Source organism: Cyclobacterium jeungdonense, assembly GCF_010994275.1.
Taxonomy (GTDB): Bacteria; Bacteroidota; Bacteroidia; order Cytophagales; family Cyclobacteriaceae; genus Cyclobacterium; species Cyclobacterium jeungdonense.
On sequence record NZ_WMCD01000004.1, the window covers coordinates 171,424 to 193,573 of the forward strand.

At 42.1% G+C, this 22,150-nt stretch carries 17 protein-coding genes; 13 read left to right on the forward strand and 4 right to left on the reverse strand.

Features of this window, described 5'->3' with window-relative positions; translation table 11 throughout:
- The first annotated feature begins 175 nt into the window (after nucleotides 1-175).
- Complete coding sequence (locus GKS34_RS10280; RefSeq protein WP_163384730.1) at nucleotides 176-1,675, forward strand: hypothetical protein; 1,500 nt, start codon at nucleotides 176-178, stop codon at nucleotides 1,673-1,675.
- Here the strand turns inward: GKS34_RS10280 and porU2 are convergent.
- A complete protein-coding gene (gene porU2, locus GKS34_RS10285) occupies nucleotides 1,664-6,736 on the reverse strand; it encodes a putative type IX secretion system sortase PorU2 (protein ID WP_240459269.1) in 5,073 nt (1,690 codons plus the stop codon). The genes GKS34_RS10280 and porU2 overlap by 12 nt on opposite strands.
- Nucleotides 6,699-7,814: a putative type IX sorting system protein PorV2 gene (locus GKS34_RS10290; RefSeq protein ID WP_163384731.1), complete on the reverse strand. Its 1,116-nt coding sequence runs from the start codon at nucleotides 7,812-7,814 to the stop codon at nucleotides 6,699-6,701. Before GKS34_RS10290 ends, porU2 begins: the two co-directional genes overlap by 38 nt.
- 400 nt (nucleotides 7,815-8,214) lie before the next feature.
- On the opposite strand from GKS34_RS10290, the gene GKS34_RS10295 reads away from it, so the two are divergent.
- The 12 genes from GKS34_RS10295 to GKS34_RS10350 all read left to right on the forward strand — a co-directional run bounded on the left by GKS34_RS10295 (nucleotide 8,215) and on the right by GKS34_RS10350 (nucleotide 20,028).
- Complete coding sequence (locus GKS34_RS10295; protein ID WP_163384732.1) at nucleotides 8,215-8,553, forward strand: PadR family transcriptional regulator; 339 nt, start codon at nucleotides 8,215-8,217, stop codon at nucleotides 8,551-8,553.
- A gap of 49 nt (nucleotides 8,554-8,602) precedes the next feature.
- Nucleotides 8,603-10,498 (forward strand): PspC domain-containing protein, encoded by a 1,896-nt coding sequence (locus GKS34_RS10300; protein WP_163384733.1) that lies wholly within the window; start codon nucleotides 8,603-8,605, stop codon nucleotides 10,496-10,498.
- A 57-nt stretch (nucleotides 10,499-10,555) separates the two neighbouring features.
- The gene (locus tag GKS34_RS10305; RefSeq protein WP_163384734.1) at nucleotides 10,556-11,956 is read left to right on the forward strand and encodes an MBL fold metallo-hydrolase RNA specificity domain-containing protein; all 1,401 of its coding nucleotides are present in this window, start codon (nucleotides 10,556-10,558) and stop codon (nucleotides 11,954-11,956) included.
- Nucleotides 11,957-12,011: 55 nt separating this feature from the next.
- Entirely contained in the window at nucleotides 12,012-12,554 is a 543-nt protein-coding gene (locus GKS34_RS10310) for a carboxypeptidase regulatory-like domain-containing protein (RefSeq protein ID WP_163384735.1), read from the forward strand.
- Nucleotides 12,555-12,685: 131 nt separating this feature from the next.
- Nucleotides 12,686-13,255, forward strand: coding sequence for an RNA polymerase sigma factor (locus tag GKS34_RS10315; RefSeq protein WP_163384736.1), 570 nt, complete (start codon nucleotides 12,686-12,688; stop codon nucleotides 13,253-13,255).
- On the forward strand, nucleotides 13,245-14,006 hold the full coding sequence (locus GKS34_RS10320; protein WP_163384737.1) for a hypothetical protein: 762 nt from the start codon (nucleotides 13,245-13,247) through the stop codon (nucleotides 14,004-14,006). Before GKS34_RS10315 ends, GKS34_RS10320 begins: the two co-directional genes overlap by 11 nt.
- 11 nt (nucleotides 14,007-14,017) lie before the next feature.
- Nucleotides 14,018-15,043, forward strand: a complete 1,026-nt coding sequence (locus GKS34_RS10325; RefSeq protein WP_163384738.1) for a hypothetical protein — start codon at nucleotides 14,018-14,020, stop codon at nucleotides 15,041-15,043.
- A gap of 17 nt (nucleotides 15,044-15,060) precedes the next feature.
- Complete coding sequence (locus GKS34_RS10330) at nucleotides 15,061-15,978, forward strand: DUF4097 family beta strand repeat-containing protein (protein WP_163384739.1); 918 nt, start codon at nucleotides 15,061-15,063, stop codon at nucleotides 15,976-15,978.
- Between the two features lie 610 nt (nucleotides 15,979-16,588).
- Nucleotides 16,589-18,298 (forward strand): sensor histidine kinase, encoded by a 1,710-nt coding sequence (locus GKS34_RS10335; protein ID WP_163384740.1) that lies wholly within the window; start codon nucleotides 16,589-16,591, stop codon nucleotides 18,296-18,298.
- Nucleotides 18,291-18,923, forward strand: a complete 633-nt coding sequence (locus tag GKS34_RS10340) for a response regulator (RefSeq protein ID WP_163384741.1) — start codon at nucleotides 18,291-18,293, stop codon at nucleotides 18,921-18,923. The genes GKS34_RS10335 and GKS34_RS10340 overlap by 8 nt, the downstream gene beginning before the upstream one ends.
- Nucleotides 18,924-19,058: 135 nt before the next feature.
- Nucleotides 19,059-19,358 carry a hypothetical protein gene (locus GKS34_RS10345; protein WP_163384742.1) on the forward strand — a complete coding sequence of 100 codons (300 nt, stop codon included), beginning with the start codon at nucleotides 19,059-19,061 and terminating at the stop codon, nucleotides 19,356-19,358.
- Between the two features lie 253 nt (nucleotides 19,359-19,611).
- Entirely contained in the window at nucleotides 19,612-20,028 is a 417-nt protein-coding gene (locus GKS34_RS10350) for a glyoxalase (RefSeq protein ID WP_163384743.1), read from the forward strand.
- Nucleotides 20,029-20,343: 315 nt separating this feature from the next.
- Here GKS34_RS10350 and GKS34_RS10355 read toward each other — a convergent pair whose 3' ends face one another.
- A complete protein-coding gene (locus GKS34_RS10355) occupies nucleotides 20,344-20,853 on the reverse strand; it encodes a hypothetical protein (RefSeq protein WP_163384744.1) in 510 nt (169 codons plus the stop codon).
- Complete coding sequence (locus tag GKS34_RS10360; RefSeq protein ID WP_163384745.1) at nucleotides 20,850-21,950, reverse strand: ferredoxin--NADP reductase; 1,101 nt, start codon at nucleotides 21,948-21,950, stop codon at nucleotides 20,850-20,852. Before GKS34_RS10360 ends, GKS34_RS10355 begins: the two co-directional genes overlap by 4 nt.
- Between the last annotated feature and the right edge of the window lie 200 nt (nucleotides 21,951-22,150).

Consider the following 22,150-nt stretch of genomic DNA (forward strand, 5'->3'; position numbering starts at 1 on the left):
TGAATTTCTTATAAAAGAAATTGCTGATAATGACTATATAGTACAATATTTATTTGAATTTGAATATAAATTTACGAAAATAACAAGCAATATTCATAAATAAATTATATAAATTACAATCTGATAGAAGAGCCTTTCATTTCAAGAATAGCACGAATCCAATAAAAAAAAAAAAATGGAGGAACTAGATACCGTAAAGAAAACGGCCGCATCGAAAGGTAGTCAATACCAGTTGACCGGACTCGCAGTAGTGGTTGGCTTGTTGCTGGCAGCATCCATAGTGAGTTTTTGGAAATTCGGATCCTACCTTAGCCCCGACACGTTGAGTTATTTGCGAATTATTCATGGATTCCCAAACCTACTATCCTCCTTATCTCCTTTTTACCCTTTCCTTCTGGCCCAACCGCCCCTTTCTTACCTGCCATTATTTGATAAAATACTGGTTGCAAACCTGATTGCTGTCGGACTATCTTTTTGGGTAGTATATAAAATTGCCCTAAAGGCGGGGAAAACATTTCCCTGGGTATTGTTCTCTTTCGGACTAAGCCTACTGTCCTGGTGGTCATTCCGGGTGCTAGGCAGTGCACATGCAGATAGTTTGTTTTATGCGCTTTTAGTGCTTTGGCTTTACCTGTTTATTTGGGGAGACCAGAGAGAAAATCACTATTTCCCGGCAATCGCTATTTTATCTGCTCTATTGATATGGGTAAAATTAAATGCACTATTTCTTTTTCCATTTTTACTAATATGGAGCCTTATTTCACGAAATAAATCCTGGCTGCTGGTGGCATTAGCCACACTGGTTTCCTGGGCCTGTTACCAATGGACCATTCCGGAAAACATCCTTCATTTTCATGTAACCCAGCGAGAGGGAAATGGTATTTGGCCAGCCCTATATCTCTTTTATGAAAACCTGGCTACGTGGATGCAGGTTACCCTTGGATTGATTATATCAGACACTCTAAGCCAATATATTCCCAGAGCACTTGCCTTTGCTCTAGGAGTCTGCTGGATAGGGTTTTTAGGGGTATTCCTGATATTCCACCAAAGAAAAAGAGAAAACAAACTTTACTCCCTATTGCTCTTCGGAAGTATTTATTCCCTATTTTTTCTTACCCTCCAACAATGGGCCGGATTTCGTGAGGTCAATTACCGGACTTTATTTCCGTATCTTTTGGTAATTTCCTGGGCATTATGGATTGTCCTCATACGGAATGAAAAAAAGCGACTCTTGCTCGTACTGGCTATACTCATTGCCGGCCATACCCTCATCGGACACCTGCTGCTTTGGCAAAGGGACCGGGTAGCCTCCCTTACCGAAGCTAAATCCTTCCATAACAGCCTTCTCAAAGATGAAATTTCTTCCCTACTTACTCATAAACAGGTAACCATTCGAACAGATCACCCCGAAAAACTAATGCTATCATTTATGGATAGGGAGGTAATACCCCTGGATCCTGCTTTCCGGTTCGTTGACGGAAAGAATGAAGCGGTAAGTCCCACCGAAAGAAAAGAGGAAAAAGAAATTGCATTGGCCTCAGTCAGGGAAGGTAAAGAGATTTTGGTGATTTTCGAGCCAGACTCCTTCTGGGAAAACGTAGCTGAAAACGAATCTTTAAACGCCCTGGTTGAGGATGGAGTCCTGATCCTGGTTGCAAGGAACCTACCGAAGTAGATACATTTTCCCATACCCTTTTTTAAAGGCTTTATCTCCGGCACTTTCCCGTAATTCCATGAACTGGCCGTCTTTCCTGACCAAAACCCGGTAAATGTAAACCCCGTTGGCCAACTGATCTCCAAATTCATCTTTTCCGTTCCATGCATAGGACGAAATATTATTTCCAATGGTCACCGGTCCCAGCTCATCCTGGAATATTTCCTTGACTACCTTTCCACTAATCGTCATGATCTGGATTTTTATTTCATCCGGAATCTGAGATCCGGTGAGGGTGAATACAAATCGCACACTGCTGCTAAAGGGATTGGGATACGGATAAAAATGAGTAATCCGGCTTTCATTAATTACTTCAAAGTTAACCTCATAGGGTTCTGAACCAGCTTCATTACCCGAAGCATCCGTCGCATTCATGCGGAAGGTGTACCTCCCATCCTCCAGCGGGCCGGGTTGATATTCAATTTTAAAATCTGAATTTTCGGTGGCTTCAAACCATTTCACCTTCGGATTGCTGAAGGGTATCTTTTCAAAATCACATGTTTCACAGGGTCTACGTATCCACAATTCCATTCCCACCGTATCCTTTTTCAGAGAAATTTTATTTTCATCTTTTACCAGGGCGGAGATAATCACCGTAGGGGAGACAATATCTCCGTTCATGATATACCTGCCATCAAAACTTACATCCAGAATAGGATTTAAATTGTCTCCTTGCACCGTGAAAAAACCAGGCAAATCCAGTACGTTGTTTCTGTATAACTGCTCGGAAAAAATCCTGGGGTTGGCAAAAACGTTTAGGGAGTTTTTGCCTGCCCTGCCTTTGGAGTCAAAAGGTAAGGTAAAGGTCGCCACGGAATTTGCCTTTACAGCAGGAATTTTTTTGCTGCCCTTAACGATGGTTCGTTGATCCTGATTTTGATACGTATAGTCAACGGTGATGGAATCCGGGAAATCGTAATTCGAGATATTTACAAAATCAAATTCCAATTCGTCTTCTTCTCCCTCACGAAGTATCGATTCCGTTCGTCTGTCCTTTAAGACTAAAACCCCCTCCGGAACACCGGTGTAATTAACCTGCCATTTGGATAGTTGGGGCAAATTGTCCTCCTCCAACTCTTCGAGAGAATACCTCAATCGGAGGAAGGGGTAATTTTCAGCATCAAAAGCGGATAAATCCAATTCTTTTTCCTGGATATTTGTACGCAGGGACACCTCTCCGCCATCCGGGGTAACCCCAACCACATCCATGCTACTGTATTCTTCGGCAAATAAGTCATTTTCCTTAATTTCATTGAAAAAACTTACCCAATTAGAAGCTGGACCAATCCTTGGAGAAAGAATTCTTCCTGAAGGGAAATAACCAGTAATGTCTGTCTCAAAGGTAATCACCTGGGATTCCCTGGGAGAAACCGCCTCGGGGTCAGGTACCACTTCTATGGCCTCACCTGGTGCCATTCCCTTGCTGCCAAATAGAATGTAGGGATCACCGGACTGTAAATTTCGTAAGGTGGCTTCATTGGCCCCTAATTCTTTTAACTTCAAATAGGCTTCATCCGGCCAGTCTGAAAAAGTAACATTCCCCACTGAAAAAATAATCACATAATCGTCTGCTTTCACACCGTCTACAAAATCCAACAGCATGGTCTGACCCTCCCTGACAATATTAGCATTTCGAATACTCTGGATCACCTGCGGAACACGACCGCAGGACCTTGGATCCAGCACATCTATGGTAACCAGGGGCACTGGCAGGTAGGGTTCGAGTGTTTGGTGATCAAAAGCCATCAATCCCAGCGACCCATTCGGACAGAAACGATTGAAGGTATCCAAAATGTAAGAAACTCCGTTGAGCATAATTTGCGTATTTTCCACGCTATATCCCTCGGTTTCTGTTCCAAAAGTAAATACATCTATATTTAATGCAGTCTCCTGAAACTGCCATTCCTTCTCTGACAAATTCAGGCTAATACGATCCAACTGATTTTTGGAAAATTGGGGAAGTTTTCGCTGAGTCCAGCCCTCCGGTCCATTATCTATAAAGGAAAAACTACTTTCATTCCAAGCTGCATTTTCTCCCTCCCTCGGGTCTAAAAATCGGGTTCGCCAATAAAAGGTAAGTGAGTCCTGCGAGGACAAATCAGAAAACAACTCTACTCTCCACCTGGCCAGGTTATTGGTGGTAATCCTTACCTCCCTTCTTTTAGGGCTGCTAAAGTCCGACGCTGTATCCAATTGGATTACCAGATTTCTTTCTTCTCTTGCCAGGCCCGGCATCTGGGCTATTAATTCAAGCGAAGGTTCGTTGACGATCCCATATTCCAATGGAAATAAATTTAGGGTCCCACTTAGGGGGACAAAAAACGAAACCGAAACCGAGTTATTAACAAAGGTCAATTCATTCACTTCTCGTTCTTTGTTCACCGATATGGTAAACAAATTATCTCCAAAAGAATTGATCCCTCTGTTGGGAATGGTTAAGAAAAGACTATCCAACCTGAAAACGGGTTTTAAATTTTCGGTGTCCAGAACCGTTACCGAACCATCCGGCAACCTCCTTTCAATATCTAAGGTCACAGAATCAAGATCCACCCGGCCCAGATTTCGTACCAGCAGGGATAATTCAAGTGAATCGGAAAGGGAATTCAAAGGATTCCCATCCAATCCCTGAAGCTGAACCTCATCCGGATAAAGGGCATAATCCGCTTTATCAGCAGGAAACATCCGGGAGGCAGGATCCCCCAGCATGATAATTTGATTGGCATGTGACTGGTTTACTTCCGATTTTCCATACCGGGAATAAAGCAGTTTTTCTGCTTCTATTTTTACCTTGCCTAAGCTTTGGTGGATTAGTGAAGAGTCGGCAAAGGCCTTGGCATAAAAAGATTCGCTGTACCTCCTTAGGTATACATCGATACCAATATCGGCGTGTGCCAGAAAATTAGATGCCCCTCTTTCCGGGGTAATGATCCAGTCTTCTCCAAAGGTGTACGCATCGCCAAAGGCATTTCCTGCGTCGCAGCCGTTCAACAATAAAACAGGATATTTTCCCTGGTTTCGATATCCCATTTCATTGACGCTTACAAATCCAATGTCAATATCTGTCGTGGAAGGCGCTGCATGACCAAAAAAAGTCACCAAACCAACCCCTTGATTGATTTCATCCGAAATGTTGATAAGCTCGGTGGTTGAATTGGACCGCTTTCGGACCGTTTCCACCTTTCCTCCAAGGTAAATATCTTCTGCTACTGCTTTAAAACCGTTTAGAAAATTAAAAAACCGTTCCAATTCAAAAGCGGACCGTCCCCCACTGAGATGAATGAGGTTTTTTTGCCAGGGTTCTGTGACCCCAAGGGCATCTTTTTCCTTGATTTTATCCAAATAAGCGGCCACATCATTCGGAGTTCTCGCAGGAATACGACCGATACCAATATGCTGCTCCAGTGGCGCCTCAGGATCCAGACCCACCACGTACCGATTGTCAGAATAAGGGAAACCAAAAGCCGGTACTAATTCCTGAAACTCAAAAAGGGAAGGATTATCCCGGTAAAAATACGTCTCTCCTCCCCGCCTGCGGGTATTGATCATTCCATAGGCCCTACCAATTAAAAGCAAGTATTCAGGATTAAAGCGTTTTTGGTACACTTTTAAAAAGTTACGAATACCTAAAGGCGTTTTTTCTCCGAATGAAAACTGATCGTACAACTCCTGAACGGTTACCGTCAAGGTGTCAAAACTACCTCCGGCCGGAGTTGCCCGATAGGAAGCATAAGCACTTACCGGATCACCATAATTGGTGGCCGGCCTCTTTAGAAGTTCGTGGGAGATGATGAGATAATTGGCATTCTGATCCAAAAAATTTCTAAATCGTACCTTCTTTAAAACATTTGGCTCTATGACCTGCTCCTGACGTAGAAGCATTACTTTTCCAGACCTCCCGCTGACACCGACGGGGAATACTATTGTCCCCCCTGATCGGGCCAATTCCAACGTTGATGGGTTGTAGATATCCTCTATTTCGAACGCCAGATAAGTATCATTGACGCCAGAAATGCTTACTTTTTTTCCACCCTCCTCATAGCTGAAAACCTCTCTATCAAAATCCCCCGATCTTATCCCTGACTGGTAGTTCACCCTGGTATAATTTATGGATATGTTATCCACTGCATTATTTTCTCCCAAAGAAGTAATTCGTACAAACAGGTTTCCTTCAGGGGAGAAATCAGAAACCCGTAAATTCTCGTCAATTACCCAGCTTTGAAAATCCTCAAAGCTATATTGTCCCAATTCCCGTAGCTCATTGACAGAAGGGCCTACCTGTACCGCCGATAAATGGGGCGTTTCTGATCTGCCCAGCAAGCTTATTTCCAACCTGGGAGTTCCTTGCTCCACTACCGTACCCAGGTCGGTAAATGTAATGGACCTACTCGAGCCTCTCGAAAGAATGGATGAGGTCCATCCCTGTCCCTCGTCGTAAACAGATAACCTCACCCCTGGGAAATAAACTCTCCCCATTGCATATTGCTCGGAAAATTGGACCAATTCGGATTTTTGATAGTTAGGCGCATCCTCCATACCAGCTTCCAGCAAAATAGTCTCCATCCGGTTTCCCCTTTCTCCCGGAGAAATGGTTAGAAAGAAAGCAGTCGTATCGTTGTACGTATTATAATGGGGATTTGGAATCCAATCCGGGTTTTCGTACAATCCTCCATCCAGACTCGCGTCGTTTCGCCTGCCAATAAATTCCAGGTAATCATCCTGGTCAAAGCTCCCATCAGCTTCTCCCTGAATGTTTACCGCCACTTCTCTCCCTCTATGATACACTCGGATTTCTCTTGGATCTATTGCCCCTATGGGAACACCCGACGCAGAAAGTGTGGTATAACTTAATCGGTACACCCCATCAGTAGCCGTAGGTATTTTATAATAATCCCGATCATAATCTATCCATTGGTTAACCTGCCCCTGCACCAAAAAATGAATGGAAAATAACCCTAAAACTAAAGAATATTTTCTTATTAACTGCTTAATTGTTCTCCCAACCTCCATAAATTCTAAAATCATCCTCTAATGGGTTCAAAGAAACCTTTATACTAAAAACATGAGAAAAGGGCGTTTCTGATATACTTCCTATATCGGTGAGCGCATAATCTATCAGCACCTTTTCGCTAACCCGAAATCCCAATCCAAATCCAGGCTGGATGGAGGTGTATCGCGTGCCATCAAAATTTTCTAATCGTTGGAAATTGCCCGCTCCGATGCGAAAATAGGCGGTTTCCTTATACGCCAGCTCTGCTCCTATTTTTGGATCCAGATTGAAAACCGGACTTCCGTAAAGGGCACGACGTTGTCCATCAAATGAAAAATTTAAATCCAAAACCGTAAGTAACCGCATGTCAGTATTCAGGTTAAAATTCTTAGCCACACTAAAAATCGCCCTGGGTAAAGTAAGTTCAATGCTATTTACTGGCACCTCATTCTGCGTTTGTGCGTAAATATCCCTAACCATCGCTGCATTGTGGGACCAGGCGTTGAAGGTGGTAGTAATGTCCCTACCCATCAATCCAAATCTCCAGCCATCAAAAAGGTAAATAGCACCGAAATCCAGGCCAAATCCCCAAGCCTTGGCAAATTTCCCAACATTGCGGTGGATAATTTTTGTATTGAATCCCATTTTAAATCGATCGCTCATATCCCGGGCATAGCTTAGAATCAGGGCATAGTCCGCTGCATTGAAATACTGAATATTGTTGTAATTCAATGCCCCATTAGCATCGTACAAAAATCGGGTATCCGGAATGTCATCCACACCAAACCGGATCAGGGACACCGCTATCTGGTTATCTTCCTGAATATTAGTGGTGTATGCTGCGTAGTCATAGGAGGCAATTCCAGCAAAATACTCGGCATGCATTAGCGAGAATTCGTGTTCGTGAGCGACACCTATCAGCCCAGCTGGATTCCAGTAAGCCGACGTTACATCATTTACCGCCGCCACCTGTGCTCCTGCCATTCCCAGCGCTCGGGCTCCAATGCCAATGTTTAAAAATTCATTGGAATACTTGGGAGCTATCCCCTGAGCACCTACTGCCCCCCCCAGCACCATTCCGACCATCACACAAAAATATGCCCTGAAAACCATGAGTTTAAATAATAATTATCCTGCAAAGTAAAAAGAAAAAACCAATCGAAATATGCTAAAATTGAAATTTTCTGATAGAATTGCCCGCCCATGTTCAAAAGTGAACAGTAAATTGTTCGATGAAGGTACGCTTTACTTTATGCTTATTGTCTTTCTCCATAAGTTGGTGATTTTTATTGAATAGGAATCAGTGTTTTTCACCATGCCAATTCCGCATTTAAACCCTAATTTTGCGTGTCTTACAACAGATCCTGTCTGGGTTTGATACCTGGTACTCGGCAGAATTAGGTAATACATGGTACCTGATAAAAAGTTGGTACTATTTTTCTTGGTATGCATTTACAGGAAGCCACCATTAAAAAGCGTATTCCTAAAAAAGAATGGTACTAATTAATTAATTATGAAAGCTTCAAACACCCAAATACAAATGCGGAAAGGAATTCTGGAATTTTGTGTGTTACACATTATTGCCAGGGGCGAAGTCTATGCAACAGATTTGATCGAAGAATTGAAAAGTTCTCAATTGATCATTGTGGAAGGTACTTTGTATCCGCTCCTAAGCCGAATAAAAAATTCCGGATTGGCTACCTACAAATGGGTAGAGTCCGACGCAGGACCTCCGAGAAAATACTATTCTCTGACACCCGAGGGAAATGTCTTTTTGACTGAGCTTCAAAAAACCTGGGAAAACCTGGACACTTCGGTCAATCAAATTATTTCAACACCAAAAAACGAATAGCAGCATTCGGGTTATTACCTAATATTTCTTAATCTTAGAAGTAGAAATCATGAAAAAAACGATAAGCATAAATATTAGCGGCATTCTTTTCCATATAGAAGAGGATGGCTATACGTCCTTGAAAAGCTACCTGGATGCGATCAATCAGCATTTTTCCCTTTACGCGGACAATCAGGAAATCATTACAGATATAGAAAACCGGATCGCAGAAATTTTTCTCAGTAATTTAAAAAATAACAAACAGGTCATCACGGCTGAGAATGTTAGCAACCTCATAGAAAAAATGGGGACGATAGCTGATTTTAAAGCAGTATCCGTGGATTTGGAGGAGGAAAAATCGGTGGATGAGGAAAATGATTTTTATAAATACATTACCCCTCCAGACCAAAAATCCGGTAAAGGCTATAAAAAATTGACCCGCCTTGCCCATAGCAAAATACTGGGAGGGGTTTGCGCAGGATTTGCGAACTACCTCTCCATTGATCCTTTGTGGACACGATTGATTACCATTTTACTGCTTTTTAGCGGGGGGTTGAGTTTTCATTCCTTTCCCTTTCCTTTCTACTCAGATGGATTTGGTCTTCATATGGCCCTGGGCTGGTGGACCCTGATTGCCTACATTCTGTTATGGGTAATCCTTCCGGTATCCTACGAGAAACCGGAAGACAAAAACATCAAAAAGTTGTACCGAAATCCCGATGACCGGGTTTTGGGTGGCGTTGGAAGTGGTCTTGCGGCTTATTTTAATCTGGATGTAATATGGATGCGTCTGGCTTTTGTAGGATTGATTTTTGCGGGGGGATCGGGATTTGTGCTGTACCTCATCCTATGGATCATCACCCCTATGGCCAAGTCTATTACAGAAAGGATTGAAATGAAAGGAGGCGCCATCACGCTAAGTAATATTGAAACTACCATCCAACAAAACCTGTCTGCTGAAAACAGGCAGGAGGAGTCCGCGACCCGGAAGCTAGTTCTTGCACCTTTTCGCTTTCTAGGAATGATTATCAATGGCATAGGCAAAGCGCTCGGTCCATTTGGCAGATTTATGTTGGAAGTGGTACGGGTAATTTTCGGACTTATTATTTTCTTTATTGGAATGTTTGTCCTGATCACCCCGTTGGTTTTCCTGGGCATCTATACAGAAATTCTTACCAATGAAGGCTGGGTTTATGCATTAGATGGGTTTCCGGTAGATTCGTTGGCTGAATTGGTTCCATTCTGGCTTGCAATCGCTGCCTCCATTATTGTGCTTATACCCGGTATCGTACTGGTATTGCTCGGGATCAGTGTATTGATCAAAAGAAACCTTATAGATGGCCGTTTTGGTTTGGTGATATTTGGGATTTGGGTACTGAGTATCCTGGTCTGCGCTTTTCAGGTACCAAAAATCATTGGTCAATTCAATTCAGAGGCCGTGCATACGCTGGATCAGACATTGGAGGTATCGGAAGGCAGCCTCGTCCTAAGAGGAGAAGAATCTATTTTGGACTCTGAAGACTGGGGCCAGGTCCGCATTCAACTGAGAGGCCATGAAAGGGATGAAATAATTCTGGACCAACGATTCTCCTCCAAAGGCTCCAGCTACGAGGATGCTTTGCAAAATGCTACTTCAGTAAGTTATGAATTGCGACAAACCGATTCTCTGTTTGTATTTGGAAAAATGCTCACCTTTCCCAATACGGCTAAATTCCGGATGCAGCAGTTGGAACAAACCCTGTATTTGCCTTATAACAAACCCTTTATTATAGATCGTAGCCTACTTCCCATCCTAAAGAACACATTAAGCCGGGACGGATATAAATCCCGGGATATTTCCGATAATCATTACTGGGTTTTCAACGAGGGGGGATTGCTATGCCTGAACTGCATCAACGACCACAAGCAATCTCCGGCAGACAGTATTTCGAGAAGTGAGTTTCAGGATCGCTATTTTATGAAATAAAAGATAGTATATCCATGGTTTTCCTTACATTCAGGCTGGCATAAAGAGGTACCCGTTATGGATATTAAAGTTAAATTTATGGGGGGAGCCGGTACCGTCACCGGCTCCCGCTTTTTATTGGAGATAGATGGCTTTAACGTTTTAATCGATTGTGGTCTCTTTCAGGGGCTCAAGGAGCTAAGATTGCGGAACTGGGAGCGTTTCCCCACGGACCCATCCAAGGTAGATGCCGTGCTATTGACCCATGCCCACATAGACCATTCGGGTTACCTACCCAAATTTGTTAAAGAAGGATTTACGGGGCCAATTTTTTTGACGGAGCCAACCCTGGAATTGGTAAAAATATTATTATTGGATGCCGGAAAGCTACAGGAAGAAGAGGCCAAGTTTGCAGCTAAAAAAGGCTATTCGAAGCATCAAAAACCACTTCCTCTGTTTACACAGGAAGATGCTGAAAAAGTGTTTCCGCTTCTTCAGCCCATCGCTTTCGAAGCGGAGATAAAAATCAACGAGCGAATCACCCTGATTGCCTACAATGCGGGGCACATTTTGGGAGCAGCAATTCTCAAATTAAAAATCAGGGGAGAAAATCAGGAAAAAAAACTGATATTCTCAGGGGATCTGGGGAGGTACCGCGACCCCATCCTCAACCCTCCTGCCGAAATTCCCTTTGGAGATGTGGTGTTTTTGGAATCCACCTATGGAGACCGACTAAATTTCTCCTCCGATGTCGACAAGCGTCTGGGAAAAATAATCCGTGATACTTACCAAAAAGGAGGCGTTTCATTAATCCCATCGTTTGCAGTGGGACGGACACAAATGCTACTGTTTTACTTGCATCGATTACAGGAAAAAGGTTTGATCCCCGACATCCCCATTTATGTGGATAGTCCAATGGCTATTAATGTTACCGAATTATATAAAAAATTCAGCCATTACCATCACCTGGGTCCCTCCCTGGAAGAAAAAGGTGCCAATCCATTTTTGCATAAAAACCTCCACTATTATAGGGATCAGGAGGCTTCTATGAGCCTGAATCATCTCAGAGGAGATGCGATCATTATCTCAGCCAGTGGTATGGCAACCGGAGGAAGAATTTTGCATCACCTCTATCACCGGCTTCCCAATGAAAACGACAGCGTGATTTTTGTAGGATTTCAACCAGAAGGCACCCGCGGACGGAAGTTGCTGGACGGAGATGAAACCTGCCGTATTTATGGCATTGATGTGCCCGTGAAGGCAGAAATTCATTTTATTGACGGTCTTTCCGCTCATGCCGATCAGACAGAACTTATTAATTGGTGCGAGAGTTTTATCTCCAAACCAAAATTCACCTTTCTAGTGCATGGTGAAAAAGATGCTAGCGAAAAGCTGGCCGGAATTTTGAAAGAAAAGTTTCAATGGAACACCATTTGTCCGCATTATTTGGAATCGTTCGAACTATTTACTGGAATTTAGGTGACTTTTATAAGGTGGGTTCCTACAATTTAAACCAAATTTATTCTAAATATAAATGAGACCACTCTTCCATATTTTCTTGCTGAGCTTACTGGCTTCCTTCCTGATATCCGCCTGCAAATCTTCCCGGCAGGTACCTCAATCCTCAGAGAAAACAGAATCACAGACTCCGGAAAAAGAAACCACAAAAACCCTCAAAACCCCTTCCGGGGAAGGAATTAAGGGACAGGTGTATTGGATCGATGGGAATCTCATGCCCCAGGCTACCGATTCAGGGAATGACTCCCGACTTGGACCAAAAAAACAACCCGTCAAAAGAACCATACGGATTCATGAGTTGACACATATCAATGAGGCCAGCCTCGGTGATTACCTTTTTGGAGACATAGAAACCCCCTTGGTCGCAGAGCTAGAAACGGATGAATCCGGCTATTTTGAGGTGAAGCTTCCTCCGGGAAAATATTCCATTTTCACCAAAGAGGATAAAGGCTATTTCGCCAATGTTTTTGATCTGGATAGTTTCATACATCCAATAACCGTAGAAAAAAACAAATGGAAAAGAACCGAAATCACCATCGACTACAAGGCAAGCTACTAAGTTCAGTCTATTGAGATTCAATTTTTTACACAAATACCTGACGAATAATTCCATTTTTTTTTTATTATTTTTAACTGGCCGTGCAACCTTTTTTAGACCGGATGCATCTACTTAATTGTAAGCCATCAACCATGTCAGCCAATAATTCACGTAGGGAAGAAGAACTGATCGACGGTTGCCTTAAAGGAAACAGAAAGTCCCAAAGGCAATTATACGAGCAGTATTCCGGAAATTTTCTTTCCATATGCATGCGGTATGTGAAAGATCTGGATTTGGCACAGGATGTATTGGTCGAAGGGTTTATGAAGATATTTGAAAGCCTTTCTCAATTTAAAGGAGAAGGAAGCTTTGAAGGGTGGATGAAGCGAGTGATCGTCACTCAGGCCTTGGTTACACTTAGAAAAAATAGAAAATTAGCGATGGAGGTAAATCTGGATGAACCAGACCGTGATTTCGGCATTGCTCCAGACCTGAATACATTGGAGGTGGAGGATTTGCTGCAGCTGGTTGCAGCTCTCCCTGTGGGATACCGAACGGTTTTTAACCTTTATGCTATCGAAGGATATAGCCACCGGGAAATTTGTAAAATGCTGGAAATCTCAGAAAACACCTCCAAGTCACAATTGAGTAGGGCAAGGGCCATTCTTCAACAAAAACTTACAACAAGTCAGAATCAAACGGTAATACGAAATGGGAGATAAGAAAAAAAATGTGGATACCGTATTCCGAAATGCACTGGTAAGACATCAAAAAAGGCCTGATGAAATGGTATGGGAACGTATCTCGGACCAGCTGGATAAAGAGAAAAAACCAGTCTACCTTCTTTGGAACAGATGGGCTGCAGGTATCCTCCTACTTGTAGGGATCGCAGGAGTATTTTATATAATGGACACGTTCAAAGAAAGCCAACCTCAGACGGCGGCTATTCAGGAACCGTTGCCGGAAAAACCAGCTTCGCAATCCGATCAACTGGCCCAGTTGCCACATCCCTCGGAAAAACCCGAAGCTCAACCCAATAACCAAAAAGAAGTGGCTCTAGAAAAGGAGACTAAGGGAAAACAGGAAACTATTCCAAATCGGCAAGCCCACCAGCAAAGCCCGGTGGTCTCATCTCCCGCAGAAAACAAAGCACGAGAAATTTCGGATGCGGTGGCCATTTCAGCTACTAGGGAACCAAAAATTATCGAACAACTACAAATAAACCTGACTACGGAAGAATCAATCCTTCCGCCAGAAACGCGAACAGAACAGCCTGCGGAAAATTATACAGTTAGAGTGGTTTCAAGAGGCTACGCCCTTCAACCGGAAAAGGATAAACTGGTAGAGGAATTGGAAACTAAAATCGGCGTATTCTTTACCAGAGTGGACGAGGGTTTTGGTGAATTACAAGATGCAAAAAACACCATTTTTGCCTCTCTGACAACTAAAAAGGATCGAAAAAATACAAAATAATAATGGGAAATATGAAAAAGTACGTGATTGCCATGCTTCTCATGGCCTTGGTTCAAATGGTGTTCGGAAAGCCAATCCTTACGGAAGAAAGACCGGTAAATGACAGTATAATTGTTGAATTTGGAAATTCCGGCAAAATGGTCTTTGTGATAGACAATCCAGATGATTTTGAGCGGTTGAAAAAAATGGATATTAACCAGATAATCCGGGAGCTAAATTTACCTGAAAGCGAGAATAAGGGAGAGTTGACCGTCATTGAAATCAGGCAAAAAGATGGTCAAAAAGAGATCGTAAGCATTTATGAGGATGTGGGAGAAACGGAAGTTACGGTAGGCAGGTACAAATTGATCGTCGATGAAACCGGCAGCCGAACAAAAGTTAAAGTGGAAACCGTACCAAAAGAAAAGAAAGACCCTCCCTTTCGCACCTACTTTAATACTGATATCGGTATCAACAGTTACATTGAATCGGGAACCATACCTGGCGCAGGTGCCGCGTATAGTCCTAAAGGCTGGGGCAGCTGGAATGTCGGTTTTCATTGGATGGCCAGCCAAAAACTAAGCAAAGGAGCCTTCTGGGATTTTGGGCTGGGAGTGAGTTGGTACAATTTCAAACTGGATAACCCCCGGTACCAGGCCGTTGGATCAGAGGACGGTATTTCTTATATCAATCGAACCGATGTGAATGGTTTTAAAAGTAAAATTTCCGCCTCTTATCTAAATGCACTTACCCTTTTCAAATTTGATTTTGGGAAATTCAACGACGCGGGAAGAAATGGCCTACGAATCGGTTTCGGTCCCTATGCAGGGTATCGCCTAGGTGGTCGTAGCAAATTTGTCTACCGGGAACTCAATGGATCCGGAAGGAAAAAGGAAAAAGAACCTGCTGGAAGCTATCTGAATAATTTCAGATATGGTATACGGGCTGAGGTTGGGTTTAAAAGCGTTACCTTTTTCTCCACCTACGACTTTAATCCCCTTTTTCATCAGTCCCTCAGCCCGGATCTAAACCCCATAAGTTTCGGTCTTGTATTTTAATTTAACCCCATTTTCCTATGAAATCCTTATCGAAAATTTATTTATTATCCTTCATTCTAGCGGCTTTTGGAAGCCAGTATGGTCAATCTCAGGAATTGATTCAAAAAACCTTTCCCGGAATACAACAGTTAGAAATTAGCGCTGGAGCCATAGCCATCGAGTACGAAGGGGACGAAGGGATGGATCAGATTCAGCTGGAGGCATTACTCGGAGCCAATGAAAATACAGACAAAACCCTGGTAATGATAACCGTGGGCAACACGCTGAAAATAGCTTACGATCCACCCAGAGGAAGCTGGAGTAACAAAAAATACATCCGGATGAAAGGTCCCTCTGCTGTCCAGTTGGACATAAATAACGGATCCGGATCTTTGACTGTATCCGGAGTCCGGGCCCCAGTTACCCATCTTCAAGTAGGATCGGGGCAGATCCATGGGAAAGATATTACCGGTAAAGTTAGTGTCAAGGGAAGCTCGGGAAGCATTCGCATGGAGAAAATCGATGGCAATGTGGATTGCCAGTTAACTTCAGGAAATGCCATTTTAGAGCAAATCAATGGTAATGTGGATTTTAAAGCTACCAGCGGCCAATTTAAGGCCTATTCTGTAAAGGGTGTTTTAAATGCTCGCCTGACCTCTGGTAATATGCGTTTGGACCAAATCGGAGAATTAGGGAAACTGGAAATCACCTCTGGAAACATCAAGGCCGATCGCGCCGGTTTGGGAAGCAACTCTTATTTTAACGGTTCATCTGGAAACATCCAAATCCACACTGGCAGTAATCTCCAATCATATAACTACGAACTCCAGGCAGGAAGTGGAAACATACGGGTAGCGAACCACTCTCAATCAAAGTCCCTTTCCATACATAATGGGAATTTTCCCACCATCAAAGGAAAGATCAGTTCCGGAAACATTTCCATTCTTCCCCTTTAAAGAAGTAAGCCCCTCTACTTAAAAGATGTCAAGTAGCACATGGAAAGGACCATATTGCTAATGCCGTTATTGAATCCGGCCGAAATTATGGCCTCGCAACTGGCATACGTATTAGAACCAGCTGGAATTCCTTCTATGGCATTCCTGATGTTAGGGAAAATGGAGAGAATCGCTTTGCAAAAGCAAGGCGGCAGCATAATAACCGCATAGGCAAGGTAATTTAGAAGATGTATTATCGGTCGATGACGAACCAGCCTTTGAATCGTTTGTAAATGTAATACATCCCCGGCCACTAATTCAGGAAAAATATGGCACTGGCTTTGCCTTCCAGACAAAAAATTAATCATATTGCGGTACATCCAGATGTTTCCTGTCGTGAACCGGTAAGTTCTTCTATTATTGACAACAAGTCAGTTGAAAGGTGGCGGGAGATTTTCCTTGAAGGTTCTACCAGGTCACAAAGTCATCCATAAGGCTGAACGTGATGGAATTCCAGCATTTAGGCTGGGAATATGTGATTGAACCTAAATTATTGAGTATTGAAGTATTCCATGCGGATGATTTATGGCCATTTTTACTTTTGTGAAAAGAGTAATGAGATTTGAAAGAAATGAAGAGTATCAGGTCCTGGATAATACTGTTAATAAATTCTCTGGTGATCCTTGTGGTCATTATACTTTCTATTTTCTCCTACAAAGAGTTTAAAAATGCACTTGATGAGCGAGTGCTATTGCAGCTCACTTCCATCAAAAGCCTAAAGCGCATACAATTAGAGGCTTTCCTTAAAACTGAAATGGAGACTTTTTTTAATGGGAGTAATCAATCATCAAGTGAAACGGATAGAATAGATCCTTTAGATAATCTTCCAACTAAGCTTGATATTACTTGCCTAAAAAGTAAAATAAATTCAACCAATTCAGCAGAAAGTCTAATTGATTTCACGGCATGTGTTTCAGATGGAGAGGTAATGCTGGCAATGGTAAGAACGGTTGGCCATGAAATCAGGCAAATCAAATGGATAGATACCAGTAGTATTCAGGACATATTACTGGAACGTACCGGGATGGGGCAAAGTGGAGAAACCTATTTGGTAGGCAATGATTATAGGATGAGATCTTTATCAAGGTTTTTTCCAGAAATACCTCCGGGTCAAATTGTAGCCAAAACCAAAGGGGCAAAGCAGGCCTTGTCAGGAATAGATGGATATGGTATTTTTGATGACTATCGGGAAATACCTGTTTACAGCTCCTATCAGAAATTAGATATACCTTATCTGAACTGGGCGATTTTATCGGAAATAGATGTAGAAGAAGTTACCATTCCACTCTTAAAAATGAGAAATAAACTGATTGGAATTTCTTTTCTGGTCCTTCTTTTTGCCCTTACATTTTCATTTTTTATCTCGGTTGTTTTATCAAAACCGCTTTTGAAAATGAGGCTTTTCCTAAACAACATGACTAGGGGAAATTATGACTTTAAAATAGTCAACACTTACCCGACAATAGAAATCAATGAAATGTTTGTTGCTTTGGAGAAATTACAAAAATCCATTCAAGAAGCGATTCATTTTTCTTCGGAGATAGGCAATATGAATATGAACGCAGAGTATCAGTTGTCTGAAGAGGGTGACCTTTTGGGAAAGTCATTGGTCGCTATGCAAAAAAAATTGATGGCCTATGAAAATGCTGAAAAGAAAAGCCGTTTGTTGGCTAAAAAATCATTGATTGAAGGGCAGGAAAATGAGCGAAAGCGACTATCCAAAGATCTGCATGATGGCCTTGGCCCCTTGCTCACTAGTCTCAAACTTATGATTCAGACTTCAGATTTATCCACGCAAGATAAGAAAAAGATCAATGCGCATGTAGATGAGACAATTGATGAAATCCGTAGGATGACTTACAACCTGATGCCATCTGTTTTGGTAGATTTTGGCGTGGGCAAAGCACTTTCCAGTTTTATCGATGTCATAGAAAAATCCAGCGGAATTGAAATTATTTATGACGATTCCACCCTGGGAAAGGCCGGAAAACTGACCATCGATCTGGACATTTGCATATTTAGGGTCTGTCAGGAATTGATCAATAATTCATTGAAGCATTCTAATGCTAAAAAAATTACGATCTCATTGACCGAATTCAGTGACAAAATATCGTTTTATTACGTTGATGATGGTATTGGATTCAATTTAAATAGCGTTGTACCAGGTTCCGGACTAAAAAATATCAGGGAAAGAGTTGAAGTTTTTAACGGGTACCTCAAAATTGTTAGCGGAGCAGGTGGTACTGCTGTTGAAGTAGAAATACCTTTTGAAGATGAATAAGATAAAAATTGCCATCGTAGACGATCATCAGCTATTTAGAGATGGCATCCATTCTCTTCTGTCAAAGCATCATGATTTTGAGATTATAATTAGTTCAGAAAATGGGAAGGATTTTTTTGAAAAGCTTAGAAAAGGAAACCTCCCTGAGCTTGTGTTACTTGACCTTACCATGCCCGAAATGAATGGCTTTGAGGTCCTTGACAGGTTGAGAAAAAAATATCCTCAAATTAAAGCCATTGCCATTTCTATGCACGATGACGGCAATTATATCATGCAGACCATTAGGAGTGGAGCCTATGGATACCTTCTGAAAAATGCGGATGAGGATGAACTACTAAAAGCAGTTTATACCGTCCTGGATGGTAAAAAGTACTTCAACACGGAGATCTCACAACGAATGATTAGCATCATGTCTCTTGAGGGAGTCACCCCAAAGAAACTGTCACCTAAAGAGACGGAAATCTTAAAATTGATAGCTGAAGGACAAACCACCAAGGAAATTGCCCAAAAACTATTCATAAGCACCCGTACAGTGGAAACTCACCGAAACAACATGATGAAGAAACTGGAGGTAAAAAACACCCCGGAACTTATTAATAAGGCAGCCCAATTGAATTTGATATAACCATCCGTATAAATACGGATGGTGAAATTAGGTAATTAAACGTAATATAATTTACCGATTTTCTTAGAGTATCTATGGCCTACGTTTGGCGTTTATTATACTAAACAGAATAATAAAGAACAAAACGTAAAAAATATGAAAGGTATAATAATAGCCATAGCATTTATGACAGTAGCCTCCTTTAGTTATGCACAAGATAAAAGTGACCTCAAGGGGCCTGCTGCTAAGAATTACAAACCATGGATGAAAAAGGACAAAGCTGATCCCAAGAAGGTTTATACCTTATCTGAAACAGAAAAGTTGCAGGGGCCAGCAGCAAAAAACAAGAAATCCTGGAAAAGTGACGATAAAAATTTTAAAGAAGTAAAACTCGTATCTACCAAGCCAAGAGTTACAGGTCCAAAAGCAAAAAATGCCAAGCCCTGGAATAATTAACAGTTTTTGATAGAAGCCTTGCCCCTAAAACCGGCAGGGCTTTTTATATATCCAGATTTCGATTGATTACAAACCCCGGCATTGAAAGCGAGAAACAGCACTACCTACCGGGTACAAACCTTTACCAAAAAAGAGGACAGAAGTATCTTTTTGCAATACCGACTTTTCAGGCTGCAATGGTGAAAAAAAAAGATCCCGACAAACCTATAGAAACCCATGTGAAGGTTAACCTATTTTTAACTTTTTTTTAAACATGTCTTTGGCATGGTCGGTTAAACTGGTCATGGACAAAACGCAGGAGTATTCAAGGCCAACGATCCCAACCCTGGAATTTTCAAAAGGGATGAGCGAGGAAGAAGTTTTTCAGAATGCGGTGGTTCGCCCGGTTATCAAAATGTTGCATGACTTATTATTGGCCTATTTTAAGCATTTCATAGCAACAAAAAAGCTTCAATTCAGTCAATTATCAGAAAAGGAGAAAACAAACTTCATTGAAAGCTCCTTCCATAAAGACATAGCTTTCAGAAACGAAATCCGAGGCTTGGTAATTGGTCATTTTTCTACTGCAGAATTTTTGCTTTATGCAGCCATGCAGCATGAAATCAATAGGAGCATCAATACTATTTTGAAGGAACGAATAAGTAGCAATAGGGAAAGCCTGTTGGAATAAAAAGCTACTTTAGAATGTTATTTATGGTTTCTGAGGGAACCCTATAACGGTAGCATCTATGCCATTCCCTTCAGAATACACCGAAGATTTGTCAAACACGACTATATTCTCTTCTTCTCTGTAGAAGAGTTCAGTACCTATTCAAAGATCAACTGAAGTGCAATGTGGATGAGCCATTTTGGTTAGGTTAGACCTAACACATGCAATAGAAACCTGGATAATCAAAGGCCCAAAACAAAAGCGCTTACATCGGAGTTGGATTTCAGGGCAGTACCGTAACTTTTCGCAAAAATGTAAACGGCAGTAATATTTGGCTTAATCATCCCGTTTATTGATTTCATACACCAGGTCCTTTTCCTCTTTTTTTAAATGTAAGGATGTTACGATTCGATGGGGAGTCGGCTTGCCCAGGGAAACAAACAAAAGGTTTATCGCATACATTATGGTAAAACCCTGGTTATTGTAAAAAAACAGCCCGAAGGATGTGAGTATTCCTACCCAGAATAGCTGCCAGTACCTCAAAAATGTCGCGCTTGCGTAGCTCTTTATCCGGATTCCCAGGTCCGCATCACTATTTTTGACCTTGCTGATACGCTTTTGAAAACCCACCTGTTGCATCACCAGCAAGGCGGTCACTAAACTTAACGTAACATAATTCAGGAAGGATGGAAGCTCAGGAAGGTCCAGGGAAAGCGTACTACTTGTGGAATAAAGGTAGGCAAAAGAGAAAAAAGGCAGGGGTATGGCTATTAGCAACAAAACGTTTCGTTCCAACAATCTAAAATCTTTTTTCAGACTTTTTAGTCTTTCGGCTTTCTCTATCATTCTATGTTTACTTTCACCTCAGAATTCGCTGGTTTGGTGGAACAACAAAGGATAAATCCTTCTGCAATCTCTTTTTCGCTCAATCCAGCATCTTCGCTCATGCTCACCTCACCCGAAAGCAATTTACCCCGGCAAGCGGTACAAAGCCCGCTTTGGCAGGAATAAGGCATGTCCAACCCCTCCTCTAGCCCTGCTTCGAGGATGGTTTTTCCAGCTTCCACTTCAAAGGCATGTTCCTCCCCTTCCAAAACGATCGTTACCGGCCTGCTAAGTAGCTCAGGCAAGTCATCATTAGGTTCGCTCGCTTCCTTCTCTAAGTAAAAACTCTCCGACAGAATGGTTTGCTCTGATATCCCTAGTTCACCCAATGCTGTTTTGGCGGTAGCCATCATACCTTCAGGTCCACAAACGAAAAACTTCGGATCGAATTCACGGGGCTGGGTAAGATCTGAAAAAAACGATTTTATGGTTTCCTTATCCATCCTGCCACAAGCCCCACCCCAGGCTGGGCCGGGTTGTGACAATTGATGCCATACACGAAGCCGGTTCGGGTATTTTTCTTGTAAGTTTTCGATGGCGTCTTTAAAAATGATCATTTCTTCAGATCGGCTGCAATACAGTAAGTGTATACCCGATTGAGGTTCATTAACAAGGACGGTTTTTATTATCCCCATGATGGGCGTAATCCCACTTCCGCCAGCTACCATTCCATAAAGCCGTTTATTTTGAGAATGGTAATCCGAAACAAAATTACCAATGGGCCTCATGACCGTTACCCGCTTTCCCGGATGAAAATGCTCGTTAATGTGATTGGAAACAAGTCCTCCTTTGAGTCGTTTCACCGTAATACCAGGAAAGGGGTCCACAAATGGCGATGTGCACAGGCTATATGAGCGCCTTTCCTGCTTTCCTTCAATTTCTAAAATGAGTGTTAGAAACTGCCCCGGTTTGTAGTCCAAAAAAGGCTCCGGTTGTTCAAAGTATACCGTCAGGGTATCAGGTGTTTCCCGGACCGTTTCCCGAATCCTTAATGTCAAATAAGTAGCTTCTTTCTTTTCAGATCCCGTATTCTTTTTTTTAAATAAATTAAATCGCATTTTCTATGATGTATATAAAATGAATGACTTTAACGCTTAAAATTAGTTTGCCAGCTTCAATTAAGCTAAAATCAGGCCGTAATTTCATTATGCTAACCCTGTCTATACCTATATGGTTCTCCTTTAAAAGGAAAAATTTTTTGCCCTCCCAGTCGCACTTTGAATACATTTTGCGTACGGACAATAAATGATTAAACCAA

Coding starts and splice junctions, on each gene's coding strand:
- GKS34_RS10280 (WP_163384730.1), top strand. CDS start 176: ATGGAGGAACTAGATACCGTAAAGAAAACGGCCGCATCGAAAGGTAGT.
- porU2 (WP_240459269.1), bottom strand. CDS start 6,736: ATGATTTTAGAATTTATGGAGGTTGGGAGAACAATTAAGCAGTTAATA.
- GKS34_RS10290 (WP_163384731.1), bottom strand. CDS start 7,814: ATGGTTTTCAGGGCATATTTTTGTGTGATGGTCGGAATGGTGCTGGGG.
- GKS34_RS10295 (WP_163384732.1), top strand. CDS start 8,215: ATGAAAGCTTCAAACACCCAAATACAAATGCGGAAAGGAATTCTGGAA.
- GKS34_RS10300 (WP_163384733.1), top strand. CDS start 8,603: ATGAAAAAAACGATAAGCATAAATATTAGCGGCATTCTTTTCCATATA.
- GKS34_RS10305 (WP_163384734.1), top strand. CDS start 10,556: ATGGATATTAAAGTTAAATTTATGGGGGGAGCCGGTACCGTCACCGGC.
- GKS34_RS10310 (WP_163384735.1), top strand. CDS start 12,012: ATGAGACCACTCTTCCATATTTTCTTGCTGAGCTTACTGGCTTCCTTC.
- GKS34_RS10315 (WP_163384736.1), top strand. CDS start 12,686: ATGTCAGCCAATAATTCACGTAGGGAAGAAGAACTGATCGACGGTTGC.
- GKS34_RS10320 (WP_163384737.1), top strand. CDS start 13,245: ATGGGAGATAAGAAAAAAAATGTGGATACCGTATTCCGAAATGCACTG.
- GKS34_RS10325 (WP_163384738.1), top strand. CDS start 14,018: ATGAAAAAGTACGTGATTGCCATGCTTCTCATGGCCTTGGTTCAAATG.
- GKS34_RS10330 (WP_163384739.1), top strand. CDS start 15,061: ATGAAATCCTTATCGAAAATTTATTTATTATCCTTCATTCTAGCGGCT.
- GKS34_RS10335 (WP_163384740.1), top strand. CDS start 16,589: ATGAAGAGTATCAGGTCCTGGATAATACTGTTAATAAATTCTCTGGTG.
- GKS34_RS10340 (WP_163384741.1), top strand. CDS start 18,291: ATGAATAAGATAAAAATTGCCATCGTAGACGATCATCAGCTATTTAGA.
- GKS34_RS10345 (WP_163384742.1), top strand. CDS start 19,059: ATGAAAGGTATAATAATAGCCATAGCATTTATGACAGTAGCCTCCTTT.
- GKS34_RS10350 (WP_163384743.1), top strand. CDS start 19,612: ATGTCTTTGGCATGGTCGGTTAAACTGGTCATGGACAAAACGCAGGAG.
- GKS34_RS10355 (WP_163384744.1), bottom strand. CDS start 20,853: ATGATAGAGAAAGCCGAAAGACTAAAAAGTCTGAAAAAAGATTTTAGA.
- GKS34_RS10360 (WP_163384745.1), bottom strand. CDS start 21,950: ATGCGATTTAATTTATTTAAAAAAAAGAATACGGGATCTGAAAAGAAA.